Annotated in this window: 12 protein-coding genes and 1 pseudogene; 11 read left to right on the forward strand and 2 right to left on the reverse strand. The window is 42.9% G+C overall.

Going from position 1 to position 24,327, the window contains the following annotated elements; genetic code table 11:
• Positions 1 to 355: 355 nt before the first annotated feature.
• From AB5618_RS09525 to AB5618_RS09555, 7 genes are all read left to right on the forward strand, one after another.
• Positions 356 to 9,178, forward strand: coding sequence for a Cna B-type domain-containing protein (locus AB5618_RS09525; RefSeq protein ID WP_368366711.1), 8,823 nt, complete (start codon positions 356 to 358; stop codon positions 9,176 to 9,178).
• 273 nt (positions 9,179 to 9,451) lie between these two features.
• The gene (locus tag AB5618_RS09530) at positions 9,452 to 12,376 is read left to right on the forward strand and encodes an insulinase family protein (protein ID WP_173771077.1); all 2,925 of its coding nucleotides are present in this window, start codon (positions 9,452 to 9,454) and stop codon (positions 12,374 to 12,376) included.
• 31 nt (positions 12,377 to 12,407) lie between these two features.
• Positions 12,408 to 13,316: a GTPase Era gene (era, locus tag AB5618_RS09535; RefSeq protein ID WP_118578648.1), complete on the forward strand. Its 909-nt coding sequence runs from the start codon at positions 12,408 to 12,410 to the stop codon at positions 13,314 to 13,316.
• Positions 13,317 to 13,318: 2 nt separating this feature from the next.
• Positions 13,319 to 14,086, forward strand: a complete 768-nt coding sequence (gene recO / locus AB5618_RS09540; protein WP_173771076.1) for a DNA repair protein RecO — start codon at positions 13,319 to 13,321, stop codon at positions 14,084 to 14,086.
• Between the two features lie 209 nt (positions 14,087 to 14,295).
• Positions 14,296 to 15,690 (forward strand): glycine--tRNA ligase, encoded by a 1,395-nt coding sequence (locus AB5618_RS09545; protein WP_173735377.1) that lies wholly within the window; start codon positions 14,296 to 14,298, stop codon positions 15,688 to 15,690.
• A 180-nt stretch (positions 15,691 to 15,870) separates the two neighbouring features.
• Positions 15,871 to 16,914 (forward strand): acyltransferase, encoded by a 1,044-nt coding sequence (locus tag AB5618_RS09550; RefSeq protein WP_173769365.1) that lies wholly within the window; start codon positions 15,871 to 15,873, stop codon positions 16,912 to 16,914.
• Positions 16,898 to 16,990 carry a DUF6783 domain-containing protein gene (locus AB5618_RS09555; protein ID WP_368356966.1) on the forward strand — a complete coding sequence of 31 codons (93 nt, stop codon included), beginning with the start codon at positions 16,898 to 16,900 and terminating at the stop codon, positions 16,988 to 16,990. Before AB5618_RS09550 ends, AB5618_RS09555 begins: the two co-directional genes overlap by 17 nt.
• A 112-nt stretch (positions 16,991 to 17,102) precedes the next feature.
• On the opposite strand, the pseudogene AB5618_RS09560 reads toward AB5618_RS09555, so the two are convergent.
• Positions 17,103 to 17,185, reverse strand: a pseudogene (locus tag AB5618_RS09560) (DUF6783 domain-containing protein); the annotation flags it as partial.
• A gap of 28 nt (positions 17,186 to 17,213) precedes the next feature.
• On the reverse strand, positions 17,214 to 18,092 hold the full coding sequence (locus AB5618_RS09565; RefSeq protein ID WP_173716884.1) for an aldose 1-epimerase family protein: 879 nt from the start codon (positions 18,090 to 18,092) through the stop codon (positions 17,214 to 17,216).
• A gap of 302 nt (positions 18,093 to 18,394) precedes the next feature.
• Between AB5618_RS09565 and AB5618_RS09570 the strand changes: the two genes are divergently transcribed.
• The 4 genes from AB5618_RS09570 (at position 18,395) to AB5618_RS09585 (ending at position 24,105) form a co-directional block, all read left to right on the forward strand.
• Complete coding sequence (locus AB5618_RS09570; protein ID WP_148462325.1) at positions 18,395 to 19,651, forward strand: 6-phosphofructokinase; 1,257 nt, start codon at positions 18,395 to 18,397, stop codon at positions 19,649 to 19,651.
• 166 nt (positions 19,652 to 19,817) lie between these two features.
• The gene (gene ppdK / locus AB5618_RS09575; protein WP_173771075.1) at positions 19,818 to 22,448 is read left to right on the forward strand and encodes a pyruvate, phosphate dikinase; all 2,631 of its coding nucleotides are present in this window, start codon (positions 19,818 to 19,820) and stop codon (positions 22,446 to 22,448) included.
• 463 nt (positions 22,449 to 22,911) lie between these two features.
• Positions 22,912 to 23,421: a Uma2 family endonuclease gene (locus AB5618_RS09580; protein WP_148462322.1), complete on the forward strand. Its 510-nt coding sequence runs from the start codon at positions 22,912 to 22,914 to the stop codon at positions 23,419 to 23,421.
• A gap of 141 nt (positions 23,422 to 23,562) precedes the next feature.
• Positions 23,563 to 24,105 (forward strand): GNAT family N-acetyltransferase, encoded by a 543-nt coding sequence (locus AB5618_RS09585; protein WP_148462320.1) that lies wholly within the window; start codon positions 23,563 to 23,565, stop codon positions 24,103 to 24,105.
• Positions 24,106 to 24,327: the final 222 nt, after the last annotated feature.

Raw genomic sequence — 24,327 nt, forward strand, 5'->3', positions numbered from 1 at the left:
ACAGGGCGTGAAATTGTGCAATATGCTGAAATTCAGACAGGGGAAAATGGAGTAAACATGTAGCTTTTTTGCCCTGTGAAAGCAGAAAAAATAAGAATTTGTGTGCTTTTTTCAATTAAAAGTCGAAAATAACTACAGTACACCAAAATACACATTATAAAAATACGAAAATGAAGACCGAATCGTGCCAGATTTCTTAGTGAAACGGCAGAAAACAGGGATTTTTCAGGTGATTATAAATTATTGCTCCTTTAAAATCAGTGTGATATGATGATGAAAATGGATTTTGGGCTACTTCTGCCTGCAAAACCACACTGAAAAAAGGAAAACCCGATCTTAAAAAGGAGGTTGTAACATGAAAAAGAATTCAAGGCTGAAATCGTTTTTTGCCATACTTTTGGCGGTATCTATGATATTCCAGCAGTCCAGTCTGACTGTTCTGGCAACAGACGATACCTACGTTGAGGACGCGACGGCAACACCGACTCCGTCTGAAAGCGAAGCAGAAGCATACGCAACAGAGGGAACGGAACCGGTTGCTGAGAAACAGGAAGAACCTCAGCAAATGCAGGAAACTCCTGCTGCGGAACAAGCTCAGGAGCCAACGGAAGCACCTGCCGAGCAGCCAACAGAAGCGCCAACAGAGCAGCCGACGGAAGCACCAGCAGAGCAGCCGACAGAAGCACCAGCAGAGCAGCCAACAGAGGCGCCTGCAGCAGCTCCGACAGAAACACCTGCAACAGAGCCTACAGCGGCACCAGCAGCAGAAGTGACGGAAGCTCCTGCAGCACCGGAAGCTACAGCAACACCAGCTGCCGAGGCAACTGCAACTCCGACACCGGAAGTCAGCGCGTCCCCAAGTGAGACACCGACTCCGACAGAAGCACCGAAGACTTCTTTCAGATACGAAGACAGTCGTGTAGTGATTACAGCAACAGCTCCGGAAGATGCAAACCTTCAACAGGATGCAGAAATCAAAGCTGACTACATCGCACCTGGCACCGATCGCTACAATGCAGCAGTAGCAGCATTCAACAGCCAGCTGAGCAGCCAGTTGGGACTGGACGCTGAGAATACGGAAGCTGAGTACGTACTTTACGATGTATATTTCCTGACCGCCGACGGAAGCAGAATTGAACCTGAAAGCGGAAATGTAAAAGTAGATATGAGCTTCAAGAAAATTCAGGAAAGCACCGTTGACGGCGACGTCGTAAATAAAAATGTTGTCCACCTGGACAATGATGGACAGGCCGAAGTTGTAACCGAATACGTAAACACAAACGCAGACGGCGAGATCACCTCTATGGGTTTTACGCAGGATAGTTTTTCAATTGTGGGTGGCGTGACGACTTATGATGTTGAAACATCTGGAGGCGAAGGAAACAGTGAAAATGCATTAAAGTTAGATGCTTATATTACTAATGTAATAATACAGGATGCTAACCAGCAGACTATTACATCTCTTACAGAGACGACTACAGAAAGTAAAAGAACTGAATCATTTAATTTAGTTGGATATTTTGGAAATATTCCAGTAGATGAACTTGAAAAGCATGGCTGGAAAGTGGAATATCAGATTCCTGAACAGGACAAAATTAAACTTGAAGAACCGACGTCTGGTACGATAAAAAATGGTAGTAACGAAGTTATTGGAAATTATAGAATAACAACCGACGGATTTGTCAGTATGGAATTTGATAAGGACAAATTAGGTCATGGAACAGCAGTTGGAGGCAATTTTACCTGTTGGGCATATTTAGATTGCACAGACATAACTACTACTGGAGATGTAACATTAAAGTTTAATGATAAGGTTGAAAATAATGTTACAATTCGCGTAATTAAAAAAGAACAGTTGGAAATAAAGAAAGTTGCTGAAGTACCTGTAGTAAATTATGAGAATAATGAGATTACGTATACATACACAGTTAAAGTGTCATCTCCTACAGGAACGGTAAAATCAATTGATTTTGTAGATAAACTGGAAAAATGGTCTTCAGACGCGAATCTTAGTTGGAGCAGTTTAACTATAGAATGTAATGATCCACTTGTTAGTGTAGCATCGGATTGTTTAACTATATCTACGGAAAATAAAACTATATCAGGAACATTGCCTTGTTTATCAGTAGGTGAATTTTATACTATTACGTATAAAATTACGGAAAAATTCAATGAACCAGTAAATGGCAAGTTTTCAGAGAATAATACTGCAAAAGCAAAGACGAATCCATCAGGAAAACTGGAGGATTTAATAGAAGTAGAAGCCAAAAGCAATCCGGAGGTTAATTATACAAGCAAAGATTATAAAGATGTTGTAGTTGATAAAAAAGGAACTGGAGTTCAAGGCGATGATGGAAAGATTACATGGACTTATACAGTAACAGTTTCTTCACCACATGGCACTGGGGATGAAATTGACTTTAAAGATCAATTAAAGAGTGATGCAAAAGGTACAAGTCGTAAGGTTAAATCAGATTCCTTGTCTGTTAAGAAAAAAACAAATACAGCACCTGATGGTATAAATGTTACGTCGGAAAATTATCTGAAGGTTTCAGGTGATGAATTGCTTAAAGCGGATTCCATTGCAGTGTCTGGAAAATTGCCAGCGCTTAATGCTGGTGAATCTTATGAAATTACGTATCAGGTAGAAGAAAGTGGATTTACCGAAAGCAATTTTACAGCAAATGGAAAAAATACAGCGTATGCCAAGGTAACTGAAAAAGTTAAAGATGAGCACTCATCAGAGCCGACAATTTATTATGGTATTCCTAATTTAAATAAAAATGGAAATTATGATGCTGAAAACAATAAGGTAAATTGGACTATTGAGGTAAATAATAATTTTGCTAGCCTTGAAGGATATGAAGTTAGTGATATATTATTACAAAATGACATTCAGCAGAATGCTGATATTATAGCAAAGGTTACGATTCAGAAAACTGGATGGCTGGATGTTAAGCTGGTAGATGATGTAAAGTTACCTATAAAATTTTATACTGATAGTAATGGAAAACCATGTATGGAAGATGCTGCCGGTAAGGTGACTGAATTATATACAATTAGAGATTTTATAAAAATTGAATATTCTACCATGGTACCAGATGATAATAATTATTATGTTAAATATAATAATACGGCTAATATTGAAAAAGGAGGGGAAAATAAAGGAGAATCCAAAAAAGATGTTGATGCCATTAAACCAATAGTAACAAAGGATGATGCTATTGTAACTGAGAATAAGGATTCTGATGCAGTTAATCTGGCATGGACAACTTCTATAACAATTCCTGCTGATGGAATAAAAGTGGGTTCTTATTTTGAAGATTATCTGGAAAACCCATGGAGCGGTTCTGAACCTAAATTAGGCAGTTGGTTTACAAAAGAACAATTAGATAGCATGACGGTAACAGGAATAAATAAGAGCGATTATATAATTACTTATATTCAAACTGAAAATAATGCGAATTATTTCAAGGGATTTAAAATTACATTTAATAAAGCAATTTCTTATTCTGAGGTGAAACAGATTAGTCTTAGTTATTCTTCAACTGGTTATGTAGGAAATTTAAAAGCTGGAGAGAAGAAAGAGTTTGTTAATGAGGCTAAATTTACGCAGGACGGAAAGCAAACGACAGATAAAGGAAAAGGATTATATTCTAAAGAGTCAACCGGTCCAAAAGTTGACAAGGAAAATTTAACAGAGGATGGTTCTGTAAAGGATGCATTTTATAGCTGTGATAATAGTAAAAAGATAAGAATATATTATCGTGTTGTAATTGATACAGAAAGTTTAACTGAGAATATTGTTTATGAGGATGTGTTTCCGAATTATGGTACATTAGTTACTTCAGACTGGAAATACGATGGGAAAGAATGCGACTCAAATAACTCAAGGAAGGGCATTATTGTTCGGTATCTATCGGATACTACAGAAGCTGATAATTTGCGAGGAGTATTTGGTAATTTAGGCTTTGATTATTATGCAGCGAGTAGAATGGATGTCACCGAATCAAAAACAGGATCTTTTACAATAACCGTTGATAAGGATGCTATTGGTATTCATAGTAATGGCAATTGGTTTGCTCCGTATGGCGAGAGACCTAAACTTGTACTTTATTATGCAATTGATTATGATCTGAACAGTGTGGGTCTTACTGATCGAAATGATTGTGTTATAACCAATAATGGTACCGTATCATCAGGCGGAAAAAGTGATTCTTCTTCTGCAACAGCGACTGTAGAAATGAGTAAAGTAAGTAAATCTTCTGCAGGCTATCATGATGATACTAATACAATTAGTTATGCTGTTACAATTAACCCTGCTGGTGAAGAGGTGCTGGACGGAAATAATTTGACTGTTACAGATACGTTAAATTATACAGATCATGTAAATGACATAAAGGGAATTTCTTTAATTCCAGGTTCTGCAAAACTTTATCGAAGAAATGCGGATGGATCTAAAGGAGAGGATATAACTCCTAATGGAGGATGGATTTCAGTAACAGATGCAAATGGAATTTGTACTTTAGTAGCAAGTGTTCCAGATAAAACTGCATGTATTTTGGAATATAAATATTTGTTTGAGTACAAAAATATTAGTCGAAAGGACTATTTGATTTCTAATACAGCAGTTGTTTCAGGAGAAGCAAATAAGAAATGGACATCCACAGTGTCTACTCAGCTGAAAGATCAGGGAAGCGATGTAATTGCAAACACAGAGAGTACAATGCTTACATTAGTAAAACGAGATTCTCAAAATGCTGCGCTTTTCTTAGAGGGAGCAGTTTACAAGCTGGAAAAATATAATGGAACTAAATGGGTAACAGTCGGTGAAAATTATACAACTGATAAAAATGGTGTTGTCCAGCTTGGGGAAGAGATTAACGGTAAAATTGTTATGAAATATAACTATGCATACCGTTTAACAGAAATTAAAGCGCCAAATAATTATAAATGTGCATCTGAACCAATTTATATTTACTTGAAAGAGGCAAGCAGTAGTGTATCATACAAACCAACAGGTTTTGATGAATCAAAAGCATTGGGAAGCAATGGTGGATATATTTATGTTTCAGACGAAAAGGATCTTACTGAAAAAATAAGTATTCCAGTAGAAAAGCGTTGGGATGATGCTAATAATAAAGAAGGATTCAGACCATCTAAAATTACAGTAGTATTAATAAAAAATGGAACGGAAACAAAGACGACGTTAGAACTTACTGCTGATAATGATTGGAAGGGTGAATTTAGTAAACTTGACAAATTTGATAGTGCCGGTGATTTAATTTCCTATGGAATTAAGGAAATTGAAGTGAATTATTATCCGAAACCTGATGTTACAGGAGATGCAACTAAGGGATTTGTAGTTACGAATAAACGTACACCAGAGATGGTAGACATTTCGGTAAGCAAGAGCTGGGACGACAGCAACAACCAGGACGGAAAACGAGTGGGAGAAGTAGAAGTCCAGCTGTATGCAGATGGAAGCGCAGTAGCAGGAAAAGTCCTGAAGCTGAATGAAGGCAATGGCTGGAAGGGAACCTTCCAAGATCTGGATAAATATAAGAAGGGACAGGAAATCAAGTATACCGTAGTTGAAACCACAAATGTGAACGGTTATACAGCAAACGTAAGTGGAAGCGCCAAAGACGGTTATGTGATAACCAATATCCACACTCCAGAAAGTGTGAACATTGAAGGAACCAAGACCTGGAATGACAATGGCAATGCAGACATCAGACCAGAAACTATCACTATTAATCTTTATGCAAATAAAAAATTGGTTGCTTCCAAGACTGTAACAAAGACAGATGACTGGAAATGGAAATTTGCAGATCAGCCGAAATACGAAAAAGGGCAGGAAATTGAATACACCATAACAGAGGATAAAGTAGATGGATATATTACTGCACAGGGAATTGGCAATTATGATGTAGTCAATACTCCAACTACAGTAACTGTCGACAAAGTCGATGATGAAGGAAATCCAGTAAAGAATGCAAAGCTTCAGATTTCTGTAAAAGATGATAATGGAAATGTAGTAGCAAGCTGGAAAACAGATGATACCAGCTATGATATTATTGGTAAGCTGATTGCAGGAAACACTTATACACTGGAGGAAATTAATGTTCCGACAGGCTATGTTGCAGCAGATCCAATTACCTTTAAAGTAGAAGCTGATGGAACTATTACAGTGGACAACAAAACAATAGTTGGCAATAAACTGACTCTGGTAGATGCCAAACTACATTTCAATGTCAACAAAGTAGAACTTGGAAATGGTAAAGAAGTAGAAGGTGCTCATCTTGTAGTAATTGATAAGGAAACAGGTAAGACTGTAGATGAGTGGGTTTCTGAAAAAGGTAAAACTCACGACTTTGGTCCTAAACTTGAAGCTGGAAAGAGCTATATTCTTAGAGAAACAGTAGCTCCTGCTGGTTATAAGTATGCAACAGATATTGAGTTTACTGTTAAAAAAGATGGAACTATTGAAACCAATGCAAAAACTACAACAGATACAGATGGTAACAAGGTATACCTGGTAGAAGATGACACCACCAAGGTAACCATCACCAAAGTAGACGCCCTTGGCAATCAGCTTTCAGGCGTAGTACTCGAAATCCAGGACAAGGACGGCGTGGTAATCGATAGTTGGACAACTTCAACTAAGGACAACCCACGCGTAATCACTGGCAAACTGATCCTCGGCGAAACCTACAAGTTAGTCGAGAAATCCGCTCCAGCTGGTTATACCCTGGCAGATCCTGTTGAGTTTACGGTAAGTGAGAATGACATCGACAACAAAGTTGAGATGAAGAACACCTACTCCGCATCCGGAAGTCTGAACCTGACAGCTAAGAAGACTCTGACAACCACAGAGACACCACTTACAGAAGGTCAGTTTACATTCGAACTTCGCGACAAAGATGGCACTGTTCTTCAGACCAAGACCAACGATGCTGACGGAAACGTAACCTTTGACGAAATCAAGTACAGCCTTGTAAAAGACAACACAGATAAGAAAGTAGATGATACCGGCGAATACCAGTACACCGTAAATGAGGTGAAAGGTGACGCAGCAGGTTACACCTACGACGACACCATCTACACCATCAACGCAACCGTAACAGATGCAGGCAACGGTACCTTAACCGTAACCCCAGTCATCCATTCCTCCAAGGCAACCTCTGAGGATGCCACTGTAACAGGTATGGAATTTACCAACACCTACACCACATCTGGTCAGATCGCTCTTGGTGCAACCAAGACTCTGGAAGGCCAGACACTGGAAGCAGAGCAGTTCAGCTTCCAGGCAACAGAAATGGATGCAGATGGAAAGGCAGTAGAAAATGGTTACAACGAAACTGTGAAGAATGCTGACGGCGGCACCATCACATTCCCAATCATCACATACAAGGAATCCGGAACCCATTATTACCAGATCACAGAAGTAAAAGATGAGAAACCGGCATACCAGTATGATGAAAGAAAATACGTTGTAAAAGTAGACGTAACAGACGACAATGCAGGCAAGTTAACAGCGAAAGTTACTTCTGTCACAAAGAACGGCGAACCTGTAAAGAGTGAAGACCTCACTGGAGCAGTTACCTTCACGAATACCTACAGCGCTTCCGCTGACCTTGAACTGAAAGCCCAGAAGTCCATGAAGGTAGAAGCTGAGCAGCTTGGAACCTTCGAATTCGAACTGAAAGATGCAGATGGCAAGGTAATTGAGACAGTTAAGAACGACGAGAAAGGTGCGATCAGCTTCAGCAAGCTTTCCTATACAGAGAAAGATGCTGGCAAGACCTTTACCTACACCGTAAACGAAAAGCTCCCATCAGAGGCAGACACCTACGTATACGACAAAACTGTTTATACAGTAACTGTAAATGTAGAAGACAACCGTGACGGAACTCTGAAGCTTACCACCAAGGTAAATGGAGAAGATTACACTGAGACAGCCATGAAATTTGTCAACGATACTACCAAGGTTACCATTTCCAAGGTAGACGACACCACCCTGAAAGCTCTTGCAGGAGCAAAACTTCAGGTAGTAGATGACCAGGATAAGGTTGTGGAAGAGTGGACCTCAGATGGTACACCACATGTGATCACAGCGAAACTTGTTCTTGGCAAGACCTACAAACTGGTTGAGGCAGAAGCACCATCAGGATATGAGATCGCAGAGCCGATCACCTTCACTGTTGATGCAGATGACACCAAAAATGCAGTTGAGATGAAGGATGCCATGACAAAGAGCAAGACCGCTGCTATTGAGATCACCAAGGAACTGAAGCTGAACGATGCACTTGCAGGCGCTAAGGATATGACCTTCTACGCAGCACTTTTCGCAGATGCAGAATGCACAATTCCTGCTTCTGATGTAAAAGCACTTGAGTTTAAGAATGCATCTTCTTCCACAGTTACCTTTACCAATCTGGATCTTGGAAGAACCTACTATGTAAGTGAGACAGATGTAACCGGAAAAGCAATTGATTCAGGCATGACGCCGGATGAAAAGGTTTATGTACCGGTTTATCCACAGGGACAGGCAATCACCGTAACTGAGGATGGCGCAAAGAGCAGCATCACATTCGAGAACCAGTTCAGCGAATGGCCGGATGGATTCTACAAGATCGCGACTCTGAATGTAACCAAGAAGCTTCTTGGTGCAGATGGAAATGCCCTGGAAAGTGATGAGATTTTCTATGCAGGTATCTTTGATGACAAAGAGTGCACAACTCTTTCCACAAGAACAGAGAAGAACATCCTGACACTTGATCTTGCAGGCGGCTCCACAGTATCTGAGAGTACACAGGCAGTTGTAATACCGGATGAAGCCTTTACGCTCTATGTTGCAGAGACAGATGCAGAAGGAAATCTGGTAGATGGTACAGACGGATTCAGATACGCAGTAACTGTTGAAAATGGAAATGTACTGTTTGATGAAAATAATCTCAATGCAGAGGTAACCATCATTAACCAGAAACAACCGGAAGCAACACCTACTGTAACTCCTGAGGAGACCATAACTCCTACACCAACCCCAGGCACCTCCACAGGTGTTAAGACAGGTGATGACACACCAATCGGCTTCTATATGGCATTGTTCTTTGTTGCAGCTCTCGCAATCGAAGAAACAACCAGAAGACGCCGCAAAAAAGAACAGGATTAACAAATCACAATTAAATAATCAGAACCGCCCCTGCAGGAAGAATCCTACCAGATTCGCCCGCAGGGGCGGTTCTTTTTAAAAGAATTTTGTTGTAGTAAGATACTTTTTTGTGTGTTATACTAATGCAAGAAGTTGAAGATGCTCCGGAATTATCAGCTGCATTGTATAAAGCTTTTAAGTGCAGTGTAATTCAGCATAATCGAAGAAATGAATTAAATACATCCCAATACCGGTTGTTTAAACAAACTGATTGGGCACTATTTGGAGGAAAAAATGAAAAAAGAGAACATTCCTGCATACGAGGTTTTGAAACAGGAGAATCTGACCGATATCCATTCCGCCGGATATCTGGTTCGCCATAAGAAAACAGGAGCCAGACTGGTTCTGATCGAGAATGATGATGAGAATAAGGTATTTTCCATTGCCTTTCGTACTACGCCGAAGAACAGCACCGGTGTTCCCCACATTCTGGAACACAGCGTTCTGTGCGGCTCCCGCGAGTTTCCGCTGAAGGATCCATTTGTAGAGCTGGTAAAGGGCTCTCTGAATACCTTCCTGAATGCCATGACCTACCCGGACAAGACCTGTTATCCGGTGGCAAGCTGCAATGACCAGGATTTCCAGAACCTGATGCATGTGTATCTGGACGCTGTTTTTTACCCGAATATTTATAAGAAAGAGGAGATTTTCCGCCAGGAAGGATGGAATTACCATCTGGAGAAGAAGGAAGGCCCGCTCACATACAATGGTGTTGTATACAATGAGATGAAGGGCGCATTTTCTTCCCCGGACGAGGTGCTGGAAAGAGAAATTATGAACCATCTTTTCCCGGACAATACCTACGGCGTGGAATCCGGCGGCAATCCGGAGAATATTCCGGAGCTTTCCTATGAAGAGTTTCTGGATTTCCACCGCACCTACTATCATCCGTCCAACAGCTATATTTACCTTTACGGAAATATGGACATGGAAGAGAAGTTGCGATTTATTGATGAGAAATATCTGTCCGCATTTGAGGCTTTGGACGTTGATTCCAGTATTAAGGAGCAGGCAGCTTTTTCCCAGGTGAAAGACCTGCAGATCGAGTATCCCATTGCGGAGAACGAGGAAGAAGAGGATAACACCTATCTCTCCTATAACATGGTTGTAGGAAATGCCATGGACAGTACCCTGGGTGTGGCATTTGATGTGTTGGATTATGCACTTTTAAGTGCGCCGGGAGCACCGCTGAAGCAGGCTCTTCTGGACGCCGGAATCGGTAAGGATATTTATGGCGATTACAGCGACGGTGTTTTGCAGCCGTATTTCTCCGTGATTGCAAAAGGTGCCAGAGCTGCCCGGAAGGAGGAATTTGTTTCCATTATCCGAAATTGCCTTCAGGACATTGTGAAAAATGGAATTGATAAGAAGGCGGTTCTTTCCGGAATCAATTACATGGAGTTCCGTTACCGCGAAGCAGATTTTGGACAGTTTCCAAAAGGTCTGATGTATGGACTGGATATTATGGGAAGCTGGCTTTATGATGATGAGAATGCTTTTTCCCAGGTAAAGCTTCTGGAGATTTATGATCAGCTGAAAATTGCAGTAAATGAAGGCTATTTCGAGAATCTGATCCAGAAATGGCTTCTGGACAATACACATGGTGCGATCCTGACTCTTGTGCCGAAGCGCGGTCTTGCAGCCCAGCGTGAGAAAGAGCTGGCAGACAGGCTGGAAGCATACAGAAGCAGCCTTTCCGATGAACAGCTGGAAGAAATGGTAAGAAAGACAAAAGCCCTTGAGGCTTACCAGGAGTCTGAGGAGAGACCGGAGGACCTGGAATGCATTCCTATGCTGAAGCGTTCCGATATCCGCAAAGAAGTGAATGGTTTTTCCAATGAAGAGCTTCAGGTGGAGGACAGTCTGTTCCTGTATCAGGATGTATGCACCAATGGAATCGGTTATGTAAATATTATGTTCGAGATTAAGGATATGGCTGTTGAGAAGGTCCATTATCTTGGACTTTTGAAGTCTGTTCTCGGATATGTGGATACAAAGAATTACACTTACGGTCAGCTGTTTAATGAGACCAATGCCAGAACCGGCGGTATCCAGTGCGGCATAGATGTTTTTGACAAGGCGAACGACCCGGAAGCATTCCGTACCATGTTTACCATCCGTGGCAAAGCACTGTATTCCCAGATGGATTTCCTGTTCCAGATGATGGAAGAAATCCTGAATACTTCTAAGCTTTCAGATACCAGACGTCTTGGTGAGATTATCGGGGAGATCAGGTCCAGAGGACAGGCTTCCCTGATTGGCGCAGGCCATCAGACAGCAGTACTCCGCAGCGCTGCCTACGGTTCTCCAATGGCAGAATATCAGGATGAGATGGCAGGCGTTGGCTATTACAAATTTATCGAAGACCTTGAGAAGAATTTTCAGGAGAAAAAGGACGAGATCGTAGCCGGACTTCAGAATGCCATGGCAGAGATCATCCGAAAGGATTCCTTCATGGTAAGCTATACCGGAGAAAGAGAGTCTGTGGAACAGGTGAAGGCCTTAAGCGGTGCCCTGAAGAAGAGTCTGCCGGAGAGTACCTGTGAGGTTCCGGAAACTGCCATTACCTGCAGGAAAAAGAACGAGGGCTTTAAGACCTCCGGACAGGTTCAGTATGTGGCAAGAACCGGTAACTTTGTAAAAAAAGGCTTTACCTATACCGGTGCCCTGGAAATTCTGAAGGTTGCCTTAAGCTATGATTATCTGTGGATCAATCTTCGTGTAAAGGGGGGCGCATACGGCTGTATGAGCGGCTTTAAGAGAAGCGGGGAGAGTTATTTCGTTTCCTACAGAGATCCCCATCTTCGCAGAACTCTTGAAATATATGAGGGTGTGCCGGAATATGTGCGTACCTTTGCAGCGGATGAACGTGAGATGACCAAATACATTATCGGTACCATCAGCGGAAAGGATGTTCCAAGAACACCGCAGACACAGGGCGCCCTTGGCAGAATGGCTTATTTCCGCGGTCTCACTGTGGAGATGTTGCAAAAAGAGCGTGACCAGATCCTGAATGCTACAGTAGAGGATATCCATGCACTGGCTCCTCTGATCCAGGCAGTTCTCTCCGATGACCAGCTCTGTGTGGTTGGAAGCGAGAATGCAATCGAGAAGGCGAAGGATGTATTTATGGAGACCAAGCCGCTGGTAAGCTGCTGATAAAAGTTAAGAAAGATGAGGATATATTTTAATGACACCAGATTTTAAATCCGGATTTGTTGCAATTATTGGCCGCCCGAACGTTGGGAAATCTACCCTGATGAACCATCTGATCGGCCAGAAGATCGCGATCACATCCAAGAAGCCCCAGACCACCAGAAACCGCATCCAGACAGTCTATACCTGTGAGAAGGGACAGATCGTTTTTCTGGATACGCCTGGTATCCATAAGGCGAAGAATAAGCTTGGAGAGTATATGGTAGCCGTTGCAGAGCGTACCCTGAAAGAGGTGGATGCAATTATGTGGCTGGTTGAGCCGTCTACCTTCATTGGAGCCGGTGAGCGCCACATTGCAGAGCAGCTCCAGGGCGTTGGCGTGCCGGTCATTTTGATCATTAATAAGATCGATACAGTGAAAAAAGAGGAGATCCTTCCGGCAATCGATACGTACCGCAAGATCTGTGATTTTGCAGAGATTATCCCTTGCTCTGCACTCCGCGGACAGAACACAGAGGATATTATTGACAGTATTTTGAAATATCTGCCTTATGGACCCATGTTCTATGATGAGGATACCGTAACGGACCAGCCTCAGCGCCAGATCGTGGCAGAGGTGATCCGTGAGAAGGCGCTTCACGCACTGGATGCGGAGATTCCACATGGAATCGCAGTGGCAATTGACAAAATGAAGGAGCGTCCGGGCAAAAATCCTATGGTGGATATTGAGGCGACCATTATTTGCGAGAGGGATTCCCACAAGGGCATTATCATTGGAAAAGGCGGTGCCATGCTGAAGAAGATCGGCAGCAACGCCAGATTTGAGCTGGAACGTATGCTGGACTCCAAGGTAAACCTGAAGCTTTGGGTAAAGGTGAAAAAAGACTGGCGTGACAGTGATTTTATGATCAAAAACTTTGGATATGATAAGAAGGAAATCTGAATATGAGTGATCTGATCACGGTACAGGGAATTGTACTTTCTGCGCAGCCTGTGGGAGAGTATGACAAGCGGATCGTGCTTCTTACCAGGGAGAGGGGGAAGATTTCCGCTTTCGCCAAGGGCGCCAGACGGCAGAACAGCCCGTTTATGGCAGCTGCCAATCCTTTTGTGTTCGGGAACTTCACCCTGTATGAAGGGCGCAGCAGCTACAATCTGAACCAGGTGACCGTGACCCATCATTTTGTGGAGCTGGCCGCCAGACAGCCGGGAGTTTATTATGGTTATTACTTTCTGGAACTGGCAGATTATTTCGGAAGAGAGGGCACAGATGAGAAGAATATGATGAATCTTCTTTATCTTACTGTGAAGGCTCTCCTGAATCCGGAGATCGATGACCGGCTGGTAAGGTGCATTTTTGAACTGCGAACTATGACAGAGCAGGGGCTGATGCCGGAGCTTTTCCGGTGTGTGAACTGTGGGGAGGAGATCACCGGAAAAGAGAATCTGTTCTTTTCCCAGGAGGCACATGGAATCCTGGATGGGGACTGCCTGAAGAAAGCAAGCCCCGGAGAAGCCAGAACCGCCCGCCGGATTTCCCCGGCAGCACTTTATACCATGCAGTACATTGTAAGCTCGCCCATGACGAAGCTATACAGCTTTACAGTGACCGATGAGGTGCTGTGGGAGCTGGAACGGCATATTCAGCCTTATGTGGCAGGGAATACGGATAAGAAATTTAAGAGTTTGCAGATATTAGAAGTTATGATGTAAGTGGATTGGATGTTGCACATAACAGGAAAGCTGATTAACGTGCTTTGCTCTATACTTCGATAGCAGCACATGATTTGCTGTTCAAAAGTGCGGAAATTGTGTTTTTGCGGCAGAATGTACGGAATTGAGTACGCGGTATAACTTTACAAAAAGAAAAGTTGCGAGTATAATATTAGAAAATCATCTATCAAACAATGAGGAGAGATATCATGGAAAAAACAATGGACAAGATTATTGCTCTGGCAAAAGCAAGAGGATTTGTTTACCCGGGTTCTGAGATCTATGGAGGTCTTGCGAATACATGGGATTACGGCAACCTTGGCGTAGAGCTTAAGAATAACGTAAAGCGCGCATGGTGGCAGAAATTCATTCAGGAGTCTCCGTACAACGTAGGTGTTGACTGTGCCATCCTGATGAACCCGCAGACCTGGGTCGCATCCGGACATCTGGGAAGCTTCTCTGATCCGCTTATGGATTGTAAAGAGTGCCATGAGCGTTTCCGCGCAGACAAGATCATCGAGGACTACAGCCAGGAGCACGGCATTGAGCTTGAGAGCTCTGTAGACGGATGGTCTCAGGAAGAGATGAAGAATTTCATCGAAGAGCATAATGTTCCATGTCCTTCCTGTGGCAAACACAATTTCACAGATATCCGTCAGTTCAACCTGATGTTCAAGACCTTCCAGGGCGTAACTGAGGATGCTAAGAATACTGTATATTTAAGACCTGAGACAGCACAGGGTATTTTTGTAAACTTCAAGAACTTACAGAGAACATCCCGTAAGAAGATTCCATTTGGTATCGGTCAGATCGGTAAATCCTTCCGTAACGAGATCACACCTGGTAACTTCACATTCCGTACCCGTGAGTTCGAGCAGATGGAGCTTGAGTTCTTCTGCGAGCCGGACACAGACCTTGAGTGGTTTGCATACTGGAAGAGCTTCTGCCTGAACTGGCTGCATTCTCTTGGACTGAAGGATGAGGAAGTACGTTACCGTGACCATGACAAGGAAGAGCTGAGCTTCTACAGCAAGGCTACTACAGACGTTGAGTTCCTTTTCCCATTTGGATGGGGCGAGCTTTGGGGAATCGCAGACAGAACAGACTACGACCTTACCCAGCACCAGAATGTATCCGGACAGGATCTTACTTACTTCGATGATGAGAAGAAGCAGAAATATATCCCATATGTAATCGAGCCGTCACTTGGTGCTGACCGTGTGGTTCTTGCATTCCTTTGCAGTGCATATGATGAGGAGGTTCTGGATGCAGAGAAGAACGACGTTCGTACAGTCCTTCACTTCCATCCGGCACTTGCACCGGTTAAGATCGGTGTGCTTCCGCTTTCCAAGAAGCTGAACGAGGGCGCTGAGAAAATCTACGCTCAGTTATCAAAGAAATACAACTGCGAATTTGATGATCGTGGAAACATCGGTAAACGTTACAGAAGACAGGACGAGATCGGTACTCCGTTCTGCGTAACCTACGATTTCGATTCCGAAACTGACGGAATGGTAACTGTCCGTGACCGTGATTCCATGGAGCAGGTTCGTATTAAGATTGATGAGCTGGATGCTTACTTCGCAGATAAATTTACATTCTGATTTATGTGACAGGCAGTTCAGAATCCTCATATAACAGGAATCTGAAAATGCCGCAGCAGCGTGTGGAAACCGCGTGGAGTGTATATAAAGTAATAAAAGGGCTGACTTTCTGAAATCAGATGGTTGGTCCTTTTGCTGTCCGTATTTGCCCGGAACAGCAGTTATTGGAGTTACGAGGAAATGAAAAAAAGACGTTGGACGTGTATTGATATTTTGAAATGCCTGGCTGCTATTGCAGTGGTTGAGATCCACAAGCCTCTGGAAATACAGGGGGGAGATGAATTCCTGATCCTGTGCCGTTTTGCAGTGCCTGTGTTTTTTATGATCACCGGATTCTTTTACCCGGAAACAGTGGCGAAGAAACGGGAACTGAAGCAGTTTGGCAAAATTTTCACCATTACCATTGGCGCAAATCTGTTTTACCTGCTATGGGAAATCCTTCTGGCAGTTGAGAAAAGAGAAAATATAAAAGAAGCACTGCTTGCAAGGTTTGAGAAAAGAGTTCCGGAGGATTTTATTTTGTGGAATTTTTCCCCGCTTTCACCGCACCTGTGGTATCTGCAGGCACTTCTCTATGTGCTTGTAATTGCTTTTATTGTAGAACATCTGGGACTGAGAAAGCTGGCTTATCTGGCGATTCCGGTGCTGTTGGCGGGAAGTCTCATAAAGGGAAGCTATTCCCTGTTTTTTGTGGGAAAAGAAGACTGTCATATTTATTATGCAAGGAACTTTCTGTACTGCGGACTTCCCTTTTTCTGGCTGGGCTGCTGGTTTGGATCCAGAAAGGAGGCTCTTCTTAGCTTTCTGGACAGGAAGAAAATGGGATTTTTGCTGTGTGGACTTCCTGTTTTCTGGAATATGGCTGTTATGGAGCAGAAGTGGCTGGAAAAGCGAAATGTCCTGGGAACCCAGGAAGAGTATGCTGGAACCATTTTTCTGGCAATCTGCATCTTTCTTCTTTTTATTGGCTGGCAGAATTTTTATGTGGAGAATTCTCTTACCAGAGCATTGGCAAAAGTGGGAAAAGACTATTCCATGCTTATCTATGTTCTTCACTATGCGGTTCTGCAGGCCTTGTCCAGATGCTTTAAAGGCAGAAGGAGCCTGCTCGCAAAGGGATACCATCAGTATGGGATGATGTTTGTGTTTGCGGTTACTGTGGTGATGGTGGCAGTTTACGCTAATGCTAGAGCCTGTTTGAAAAATCATTCTCGCAAATTGTGACGAACATCTTGCAGAAAGCCTTTTTCAGACACAATCTGGGAAAAAACTGAGGATGCCTTATGAAACTGAAAAGTGAGTGAATAAAATATCGGTACACTTCCAGAAGCGCGGAAGTGTACCGATATTTTTTTGCTCTGCTTAGAATGTGTCTGAAAAATCATTCCCACAATCTGCACGCCTCGCTTTGCGGTATATTTTGCCCAAATTCGGTTGCGTAGCCCGCTGCGGCGCCCTCATCCGGGCATGATCTCCCACAAATTGTGACGAACATCTTGCAGAAAGCCCTTTTCAAACACGATTTAGAATATTTCAATAGTATATGCCGTTTCAAACATCTCATCCATTTTCAGATGATTGATAAATGGTTTCTCCGACAGATCTCCTGTGAATCCGCAATCATCGCAGCGTCCCATCCATGGCTCCAGGCAGACAAATGGGGCATCCTGGGAAGCTGACCAGATCCCGAAATTGGGGAATCCCACACAGCGCAGCTCCAGATAAGGAGTGCCGTCTGGCAGCTGGATGCCAGCCCTTGTGATCTGATTGTCAAATACCAGTGCATCGTGGTCAAACATGTGATCCTCAATCTGGCAGGTGCCATTTTCCAGCTTCAGAGTGGCCTTTTCCTCAGCCTTGGCCGTGCCGCTCTCCGGATCAAGAAGAAGGTATGTAAGGCTTTCCTGTCCGTCGAAGGTAAGACGGTAATCACTTCTTCTGGTATCCGGCAGAACCGGTACACGAAATGCCGGATGTCCGCCGATGGCGAAATACATATCCGTGTCACTGTTATTTGCTACCTTCCAGCTGACTGTAAGGGTGCGCCCCTTCAGAATATGACGGATGCGGAGCACGAAATCAAAAGGATAAACCTCTTTGGTCTCTTCTGTAGAACGAATCTGGTGGGTTACGGAATCCAGTGTGGAATCAATACATGTGAAATCTGTGTCACGGGCAAAGCCATGCTGCTTGGAAGCATATTCCTTATCACCGATCCGGTAATGATTTCCATAATGCTTTCCTACATTTGGAAAAAGAACCGGCGCATGACGTCCCCAGAACCTGGGATCTCCCTGCCAGATCACCTCACGGTCTTTCTCTTTGTCATAAATGCTGACCAGCTCAGCCCCATGGTCGTCAATGGTCACTTTCAGAAAGTCATTTTCCAAAACTCTTTTCATGATGTAAAACCTCCATGTGTGATGTTATATGTGGAGCGCGAATTCTGTCTGCTGCACTCCACAGAGCGCGTTTTCTCCATTATATCACTATATCTGTAAATTTCACCATCAAAAAATTGCATTATTTGTCCAAAATATAAATAATTCATATAAAAATGACATAAAAACATAATTAAATATGCAAAACGTACAATATCACATTGACTTTGTTATATGCCTTTGGTAAACTATACAATTATAGGGTGAATGGCATAGAAATTTTCGACACCCACATCCATTCGAAATAGAGGAGGAATACCACCATGGCAAAGAAAAGAAATATTATTGTAGGACAGTCCGGCGGACCAACATCTGTAATTAATTCCAGTCTTGCGGGCGTATACAAGAATGCAGTAGAGCGTGGCTTTGACAAGGTATATGGAATGCTTCACGGAATCCAGGGGCTGCTTGACGAGCAGTATATCGACCTTTCTACCCAGATTCATTCCGAGCTTGACATTGAGCTTCTGAAAAGGACTCCGTCCGCATTTCTTGGTTCCTGCCGTTATAAGCTTCCGGAAATCCACGAAGACAGAGCTATCTATGAGAAAATCTTCGATATTCTGAATAAACTGGAAATCTATGCATTTATCTACATCGGCGGAAATGATTCCATGGATACCATCAAGAAGCTGTCTGATTATGCCATCATTACCGGACAGACCCAGAAATTCCTTGGTGTTCCGAAGACCATTGACAATGACCTTGCACTTACCGATCATACCCCAGGCTTCGGAAGTGCAGCCAAGTATATAGCAGCTTCCACCAAGGAAGTGATCCGTGACGCAGAAGGTCTCACCTATAAGAAAAATATGATTACCATTATGGAAATCATGGGAAGAAATGCGGGCTGGCTTACAGGCGCCACTGCACTTTCCAAGTCAGAAGACTGCGAAGGACCAGATCTCATTTACCTTCCGGAGGTTCCCTTTGATATTGAGAAATTCCTCGCAAAAGTGAAAGACCTTCTGAAAAAGAAATCCTCCGTTGTCATTGCTGTATCCGAAGGAATCAAGCTGGCTGACGGACGTTATGTCTGCGAGCTTGGAAGCGTAGGAGATTATGTGGACGCATTTGGACACAAGCAGCTGCAGGGAACTGCCACCTATCTGGCGAATTTCCTGGCAGCAGAGTGCGGCTGCAAGACCCGTGCCGTAGAGCTTTCCACCCTTCAGAGAAGCGCTTCCCATATGGCATCCCGGGTGGATATTGATGAGGCTATGATGGTTGGCGGTGCAGCCGTAAAGGCAGCAGATGAAGGTGACACCGGCAAGATGGTAGTCATCGACCGTGTATCCGACGATCCATATATGGCAGCTACTGGAATTTACGATGTACACCGAATCGCCAATGAAGAGAAGCTGGTTCCGAGAAACTGGATGAACAAGGATGCAAATAATGTGACCAAGGACTTTATCGACTATATTAAACCACTGATCCAGGGCGATTATCAGCCGATCATGGTAAATGGTGTTCCCCGTCATCTGGTGCTGAATACTGGAAGAAAAAAGAAAAATTGAGAAAATGATAAAAAATTGACTGTTTTTTGCCAGAATTACCTTGACGAATGACGAATAAGCCTATAAAATAACTATGTGCGTATAAAACATAGTTTATGTTTATGAAAGTAACTGTGAAGATACTGAACAGTTACCAATGAACAAATTTTTAGGAGGAAAATGTAAAATGGCAAAATGGGTTTACATGTTTACAGAAGGTAACGCTGATATGAGAAACCTTCTGGGTGGTAAAGGTGCTAACCTTGCTGAGATGACAAACCTTGGACTTCCTGTACCTCAGGGATTTACAATCACTACTGAAGCTTGTACTCAGTACTATGAGGATGGAAGACAGATCAACGACGAGATCATGGGTCAGATCATGGAAGCAATCACCAAGATGGAAGGAGTTACCGGAAAGAAATTCGGTGACATCGAGAATCCTCTGCTTGTTTCCGTTCGTTCAGGCGCAAGAGCTTCTATGCCAGGTATGATGGATACTATCCTGAACCTTGGTTTAAATGAAGACGTTGTAGCTGTATTATCTGAGAAATCCGGCAACCCACGTTGGGCTTGGGACTGCTACAGAAGATTTATCCAGATGTACTCTGACGTAGTTATGGAAGTTGGTAAGAAATATTTCGAAGAGCTTATCGACAAAATGAAAGCTGAAAGAGGCGTTAAACTTGACGTTGAGCTTACAGCTGACGACCTTAAAGAACTTGCTATGCAGTTCAAGGCTGAATATAAAGAAAAAATCGGTTCCGATTTCCCGGCTGACCCGAAAGAGCAGTTAGTTGGTGCAATCAAAGCCGTATTCCGTTCCTGGGACAACCCACGTGCCAACGTATATCGTCGTGACAACGATATCCCATATTCCTGGGGTACAGCTGTTAACGTACAGATGATGGCATTCGGTAACATGGGTGATGACTGTGGTACTGGTGTTGCATTTACAAGAGACCCAGCTACAGGAAACAAAGGTCTGTTCGGTGAGTTCCTTACCAATGCACAGGGTGAGGACGTTGTTGCTGGTGTTCGTACACCTATGCACATCGCTGAGATGGAGCAGAAGTTCCCGGAAGCATTCAAGAAATTTACAGAAGTTTGCCATACTCTGGAGACACACTACAGAGATATGCAGGATATGGAGTTCACTGTTGAGCATGGCCAGTTATACATGCTGCAGACACGTAATGGTAAGAGAACCGCTCAGGCTGCTCTGAAAATCGCTTGTGACCTTGTTGATGAGGGAATGAGAACAGAGGAAGAAGCAGTAGCTATGATCGATCCTCGTAACCTTGATACTCTTCTTCATCCGCAGTTCGACGCTAAGGCTCTGAAAGCTGCTACACCAATGGGCAAAGGTCTTGGAGCTTCTCCAGGAGCTGCTTGTGGTAAGATCGTATTCACAGCTGATGACGCTGTAGAGTGGGCTGAGAGAGGCGAGAAGGTTATCCTTGTTCGTCTTGAGACATCCCCAGAGGATATCACAGGTATGAAATCTGCTGAAGGTATCCTGACAGTTCGTGGTGGTATGACATCTCATGCAGCAGTAGTTGCCCGTGGTATGGGTGAGTGCTGTGTATCCGGATGCGGTGATATCGCTATGGACGAAGCTAATAAGAAATTTACACTTGCTGGCAAAGAGTTCCACGAGGGAGATTTCCTTTCCATCGATGGTACAACAGGTAACATCTACGACGGAATCATCCCGACAGTAGACGCTACAATCGCTGGTGAGTTCGGACGTATCATGGCATGGGCTGACAAGTACAGAACAATGAAGGTTCGTACAAACGCTGATACTCCTGCTGACGCTAAGAAAGCAGTTGAGCTTGGTGCTGAAGGTATCGGTCTTTGCCGTACAGAGCATATGTTCTTCGGTGAGGGACGTATCGATGCATTCCGTGAGATGATCTGCTCCACAACAGCTGAGGAGAGAGAAGCAGCACTTGCTAAGGTTCTTCCATATCAGCAGGAAGACTTCGAAGGTCTGTTCGAGGCTCTCGAGGGCAACCCTGTAACAATCCGTTTCCTGGATCCGCCGCTTCATGAGTTCGTTCCTACAGAAGAGGAAGACATCAAGAAGCTTGCTGATGCTCAGGGCAAGACTGTAGAAGAGATCAAGACAATTATCGCTTCTCTTCATGAGTTCAACCCAATGATGGGACATCGTGGATGCCGTCTGGCAGTTACTTACCCAGAGATCGCTAAGATGCAGACAACAGCAGTTATCCGTGCAGCTATCAATGTAAAGAAAGCTCACGCTGACTGGAATATCTGCCCAGAGATCATGATCCCGTTAGTAGGCGATATCAAAGAGCTTAAATATGTTAAGAAGTTTGTTGTTGAGACAGCTGACGCTGAGATCGCAGCAGCAGGCGTAGATCTGAAATATGAAGTAGGTACAATGATCGAGATCCCACGTGCAGCTCTTACAGCTGACCAGATCGCTTCTGAGGCTGACTTCTTCTGCTTCGGTACCAACGACTTAACTCAGATGACATACGGCTTCTCCCGTGATGACGCTGGTAAATTCCTTAACGCTTACTATGATGCTAAGATCTTCGAGAACGATCCATTTGCAAAACTGGATCAGGTTGGTGTTGGTAAGCTTATGGATATGGCTATCAAACTTGGTAAGCCAGTTAACCCGAACCTTCACATCGGAATCTGTGGAGAGCACGGTGGAGATCCATCTTCTGTAGAGTTCTGCAACAAGATCGGTCTTGACTATGTATCTTGCTCACCATTCCGTGTACCGGTTGCTCGTCTGGCAGCAGCTCAGGCAGCTATCGCTCAGAAAAATAAATAATTCATTCTGAATATATATTTAAGTCATACTTCGGTGTGACATGTGTCCAAGCGTAAGAATAACCTTGGAGAATTGTAGAAATACGGTTCTTCAAGGTTTTTTTGTTTCTATGAAATGTAATACAACTAACCGGGCAAAATCGATAGCAAATTATGCCAATACAGGAGGCGGATAAAAATGTTACTGTTCACTCCGTGACCAGTAACCGCTCCGCGATGCACAGAAATCATGCATTCGCATGATTTCGCGCCGCAATTCTCGGGTTTTCTGTGAACTTTGTTCACAAAAAACACCTCGCGGAATGTTACCAGTGAACAGTAACATAAAAATTACTTTTCTAATTAACCGGGATGATGTTATAATGAAGTAAACAAAAATAATTGTATACATTCAATATAAAAAAGGTGAATGGAATGGTTAATAATAAACTTGACCCACATTATAAAACAAAGGAGTGTAAAACATGGATTGGGATTTGAAAATAACAGATATGGCAGGAGCTACGCCGGAACATTCTGCGGTAATTGTAAATTTTGTTGCAGCAATCAGATATCAGTTAAAGAATAGTACATGCTATGTATATTCGGATAATGTTCAATATCGTTTCAAAGATAATCAGGGAAACAACAAGATTGTAATTCCTGATGCTTCCATAAACTGCCGTACAAAATCAAGACGTGGAAACACTTTTACAGATGCGCCGCGTTTTGTTATGGAAGTTCTGTCACCATCAACAGAAAATTATGACCGGACAGAGAAAATGCAGTTATATTGTGAACAGGAGATTGAAGAGTATTGGATTGTTGACTGGCGTAAAAGAACAGTTGAAATCTATGAACTAGACTATGAAGGAGAGATTCCGAAATACTACCTTTTGAAGACGATTACTGAAGAAAATAAAGACGAGTTACACTTAATTCATTTCCCTCAAATAAAGATCACCTTTGATGAACTATTTGAGGAAATTGATTAGTGGTTTATAACAAAGACAGCAGTAAATATGCCAGCTACTAAATAAAATTGCAGTTTTATTGGATTTCGCCAATTGTGATGAACGATTCATTTGATACTTGGTATGATAAGAAATGAAATACAAAAGTTGAGGTAAAAGATAATGCTGGAAACTCAAAGATTAATATTAAGAAAATGGACTGAGGAAGATGCAGAAAGCTTATTTGAATATGCAAAGGATCCGGAAGTTGGCCCTATTACAGGCTGGCCTCCTCACAAAAATGTAGAAGAAAGTAAAAACGTAATCAGAAATGTGCTTAATGGAGCAGAGTGTTACGCAATCTGTAGAAAAGAAAATAACATTGCGATTGGTAGCATAGAATTAATTCTGAATAGCCATACAGATATGACCGAACGGGATGACGAATGTGAACTTGGATATTGGCTTGGGCAGCCATTCTGGGGACGAGGCTATATGCCGGAAGCTGCCAGTGCACTAATACGACATGGGTTTGAAGATCTTGGCATGACAACCATCTGGTGTGGTTATTACGATGGAAACCGGAAATCAAAGCGCGTACAAGAAAAATTAGGCTTTGTTTTCCATCATACCTGTAATGAAGTTCCTGTGCCACTTTTTAATGAAGTACGTGTTGGACATACCAATGTAATGACAAAAGATCATTGGGAGAAATTATATAAATAACATTTTCTCGAAATGCGCACTGGCTCAAGCGGGTTGGTGCATTTTTTCTTCTAGAGCGTGTTTAAAACGATTACCGTTTCCTTTTTATTCGGATCTGTAATATGCTTGACGTAGAAATAAGTAAAAACTATAATTAATGTAATTGAAATAAACATATGATATGCCTCAAAGGGGGAATTATTATGGACGTTAATTTTGAGTATTGATTCCCCATTGAAGCTC

The organism is Ruminococcus sp. J1101004sp1_RTP21198st1_B9_RTP21198_201120 (assembly GCF_040924245.1).
In the GTDB taxonomy this organism is placed as follows: Bacteria; Bacillota; Clostridia; order Lachnospirales; family Lachnospiraceae; genus Blautia_A; species Blautia_A faecis.

What these genes read in the sequence shown, in the direction of transcription:
- AB5618_RS09545 (WP_173735377.1), top strand. Translation starts at nt 14,296, where the DNA reads ATGGAAAAAACAATGGACAAGATTATTGCTCTGGCAAAAGCAAGAGGA.
- AB5618_RS09585 (WP_148462320.1), top strand. Translation starts at nt 23,563, where the DNA reads ATGCTGGAAACTCAAAGATTAATATTAAGAAAATGGACTGAGGAAGAT.
- AB5618_RS09550 (WP_173769365.1), top strand. Translation starts at nt 15,871, where the DNA reads ATGAAAAAAAGACGTTGGACGTGTATTGATATTTTGAAATGCCTGGCT.
- AB5618_RS09580 (WP_148462322.1), top strand. Translation starts at nt 22,912, where the DNA reads ATGGATTGGGATTTGAAAATAACAGATATGGCAGGAGCTACGCCGGAA.
- era (WP_118578648.1), top strand. Translation starts at nt 12,408, where the DNA reads ATGACACCAGATTTTAAATCCGGATTTGTTGCAATTATTGGCCGCCCG.
- AB5618_RS09570 (WP_148462325.1), top strand. Translation starts at nt 18,395, where the DNA reads ATGGCAAAGAAAAGAAATATTATTGTAGGACAGTCCGGCGGACCAACA.
- recO (WP_173771076.1), top strand. Translation starts at nt 13,319, where the DNA reads ATGAGTGATCTGATCACGGTACAGGGAATTGTACTTTCTGCGCAGCCT.
- AB5618_RS09565 (WP_173716884.1), bottom strand. Translation starts at nt 18,092, where the DNA reads ATGAAAAGAGTTTTGGAAAATGACTTTCTGAAAGTGACCATTGACGAC.
- AB5618_RS09530 (WP_173771077.1), top strand. Translation starts at nt 9,452, where the DNA reads ATGAAAAAAGAGAACATTCCTGCATACGAGGTTTTGAAACAGGAGAAT.
- AB5618_RS09525 (WP_368366711.1), top strand. Translation starts at nt 356, where the DNA reads ATGAAAAAGAATTCAAGGCTGAAATCGTTTTTTGCCATACTTTTGGCG.
- ppdK (WP_173771075.1), top strand. Translation starts at nt 19,818, where the DNA reads ATGGCAAAATGGGTTTACATGTTTACAGAAGGTAACGCTGATATGAGA.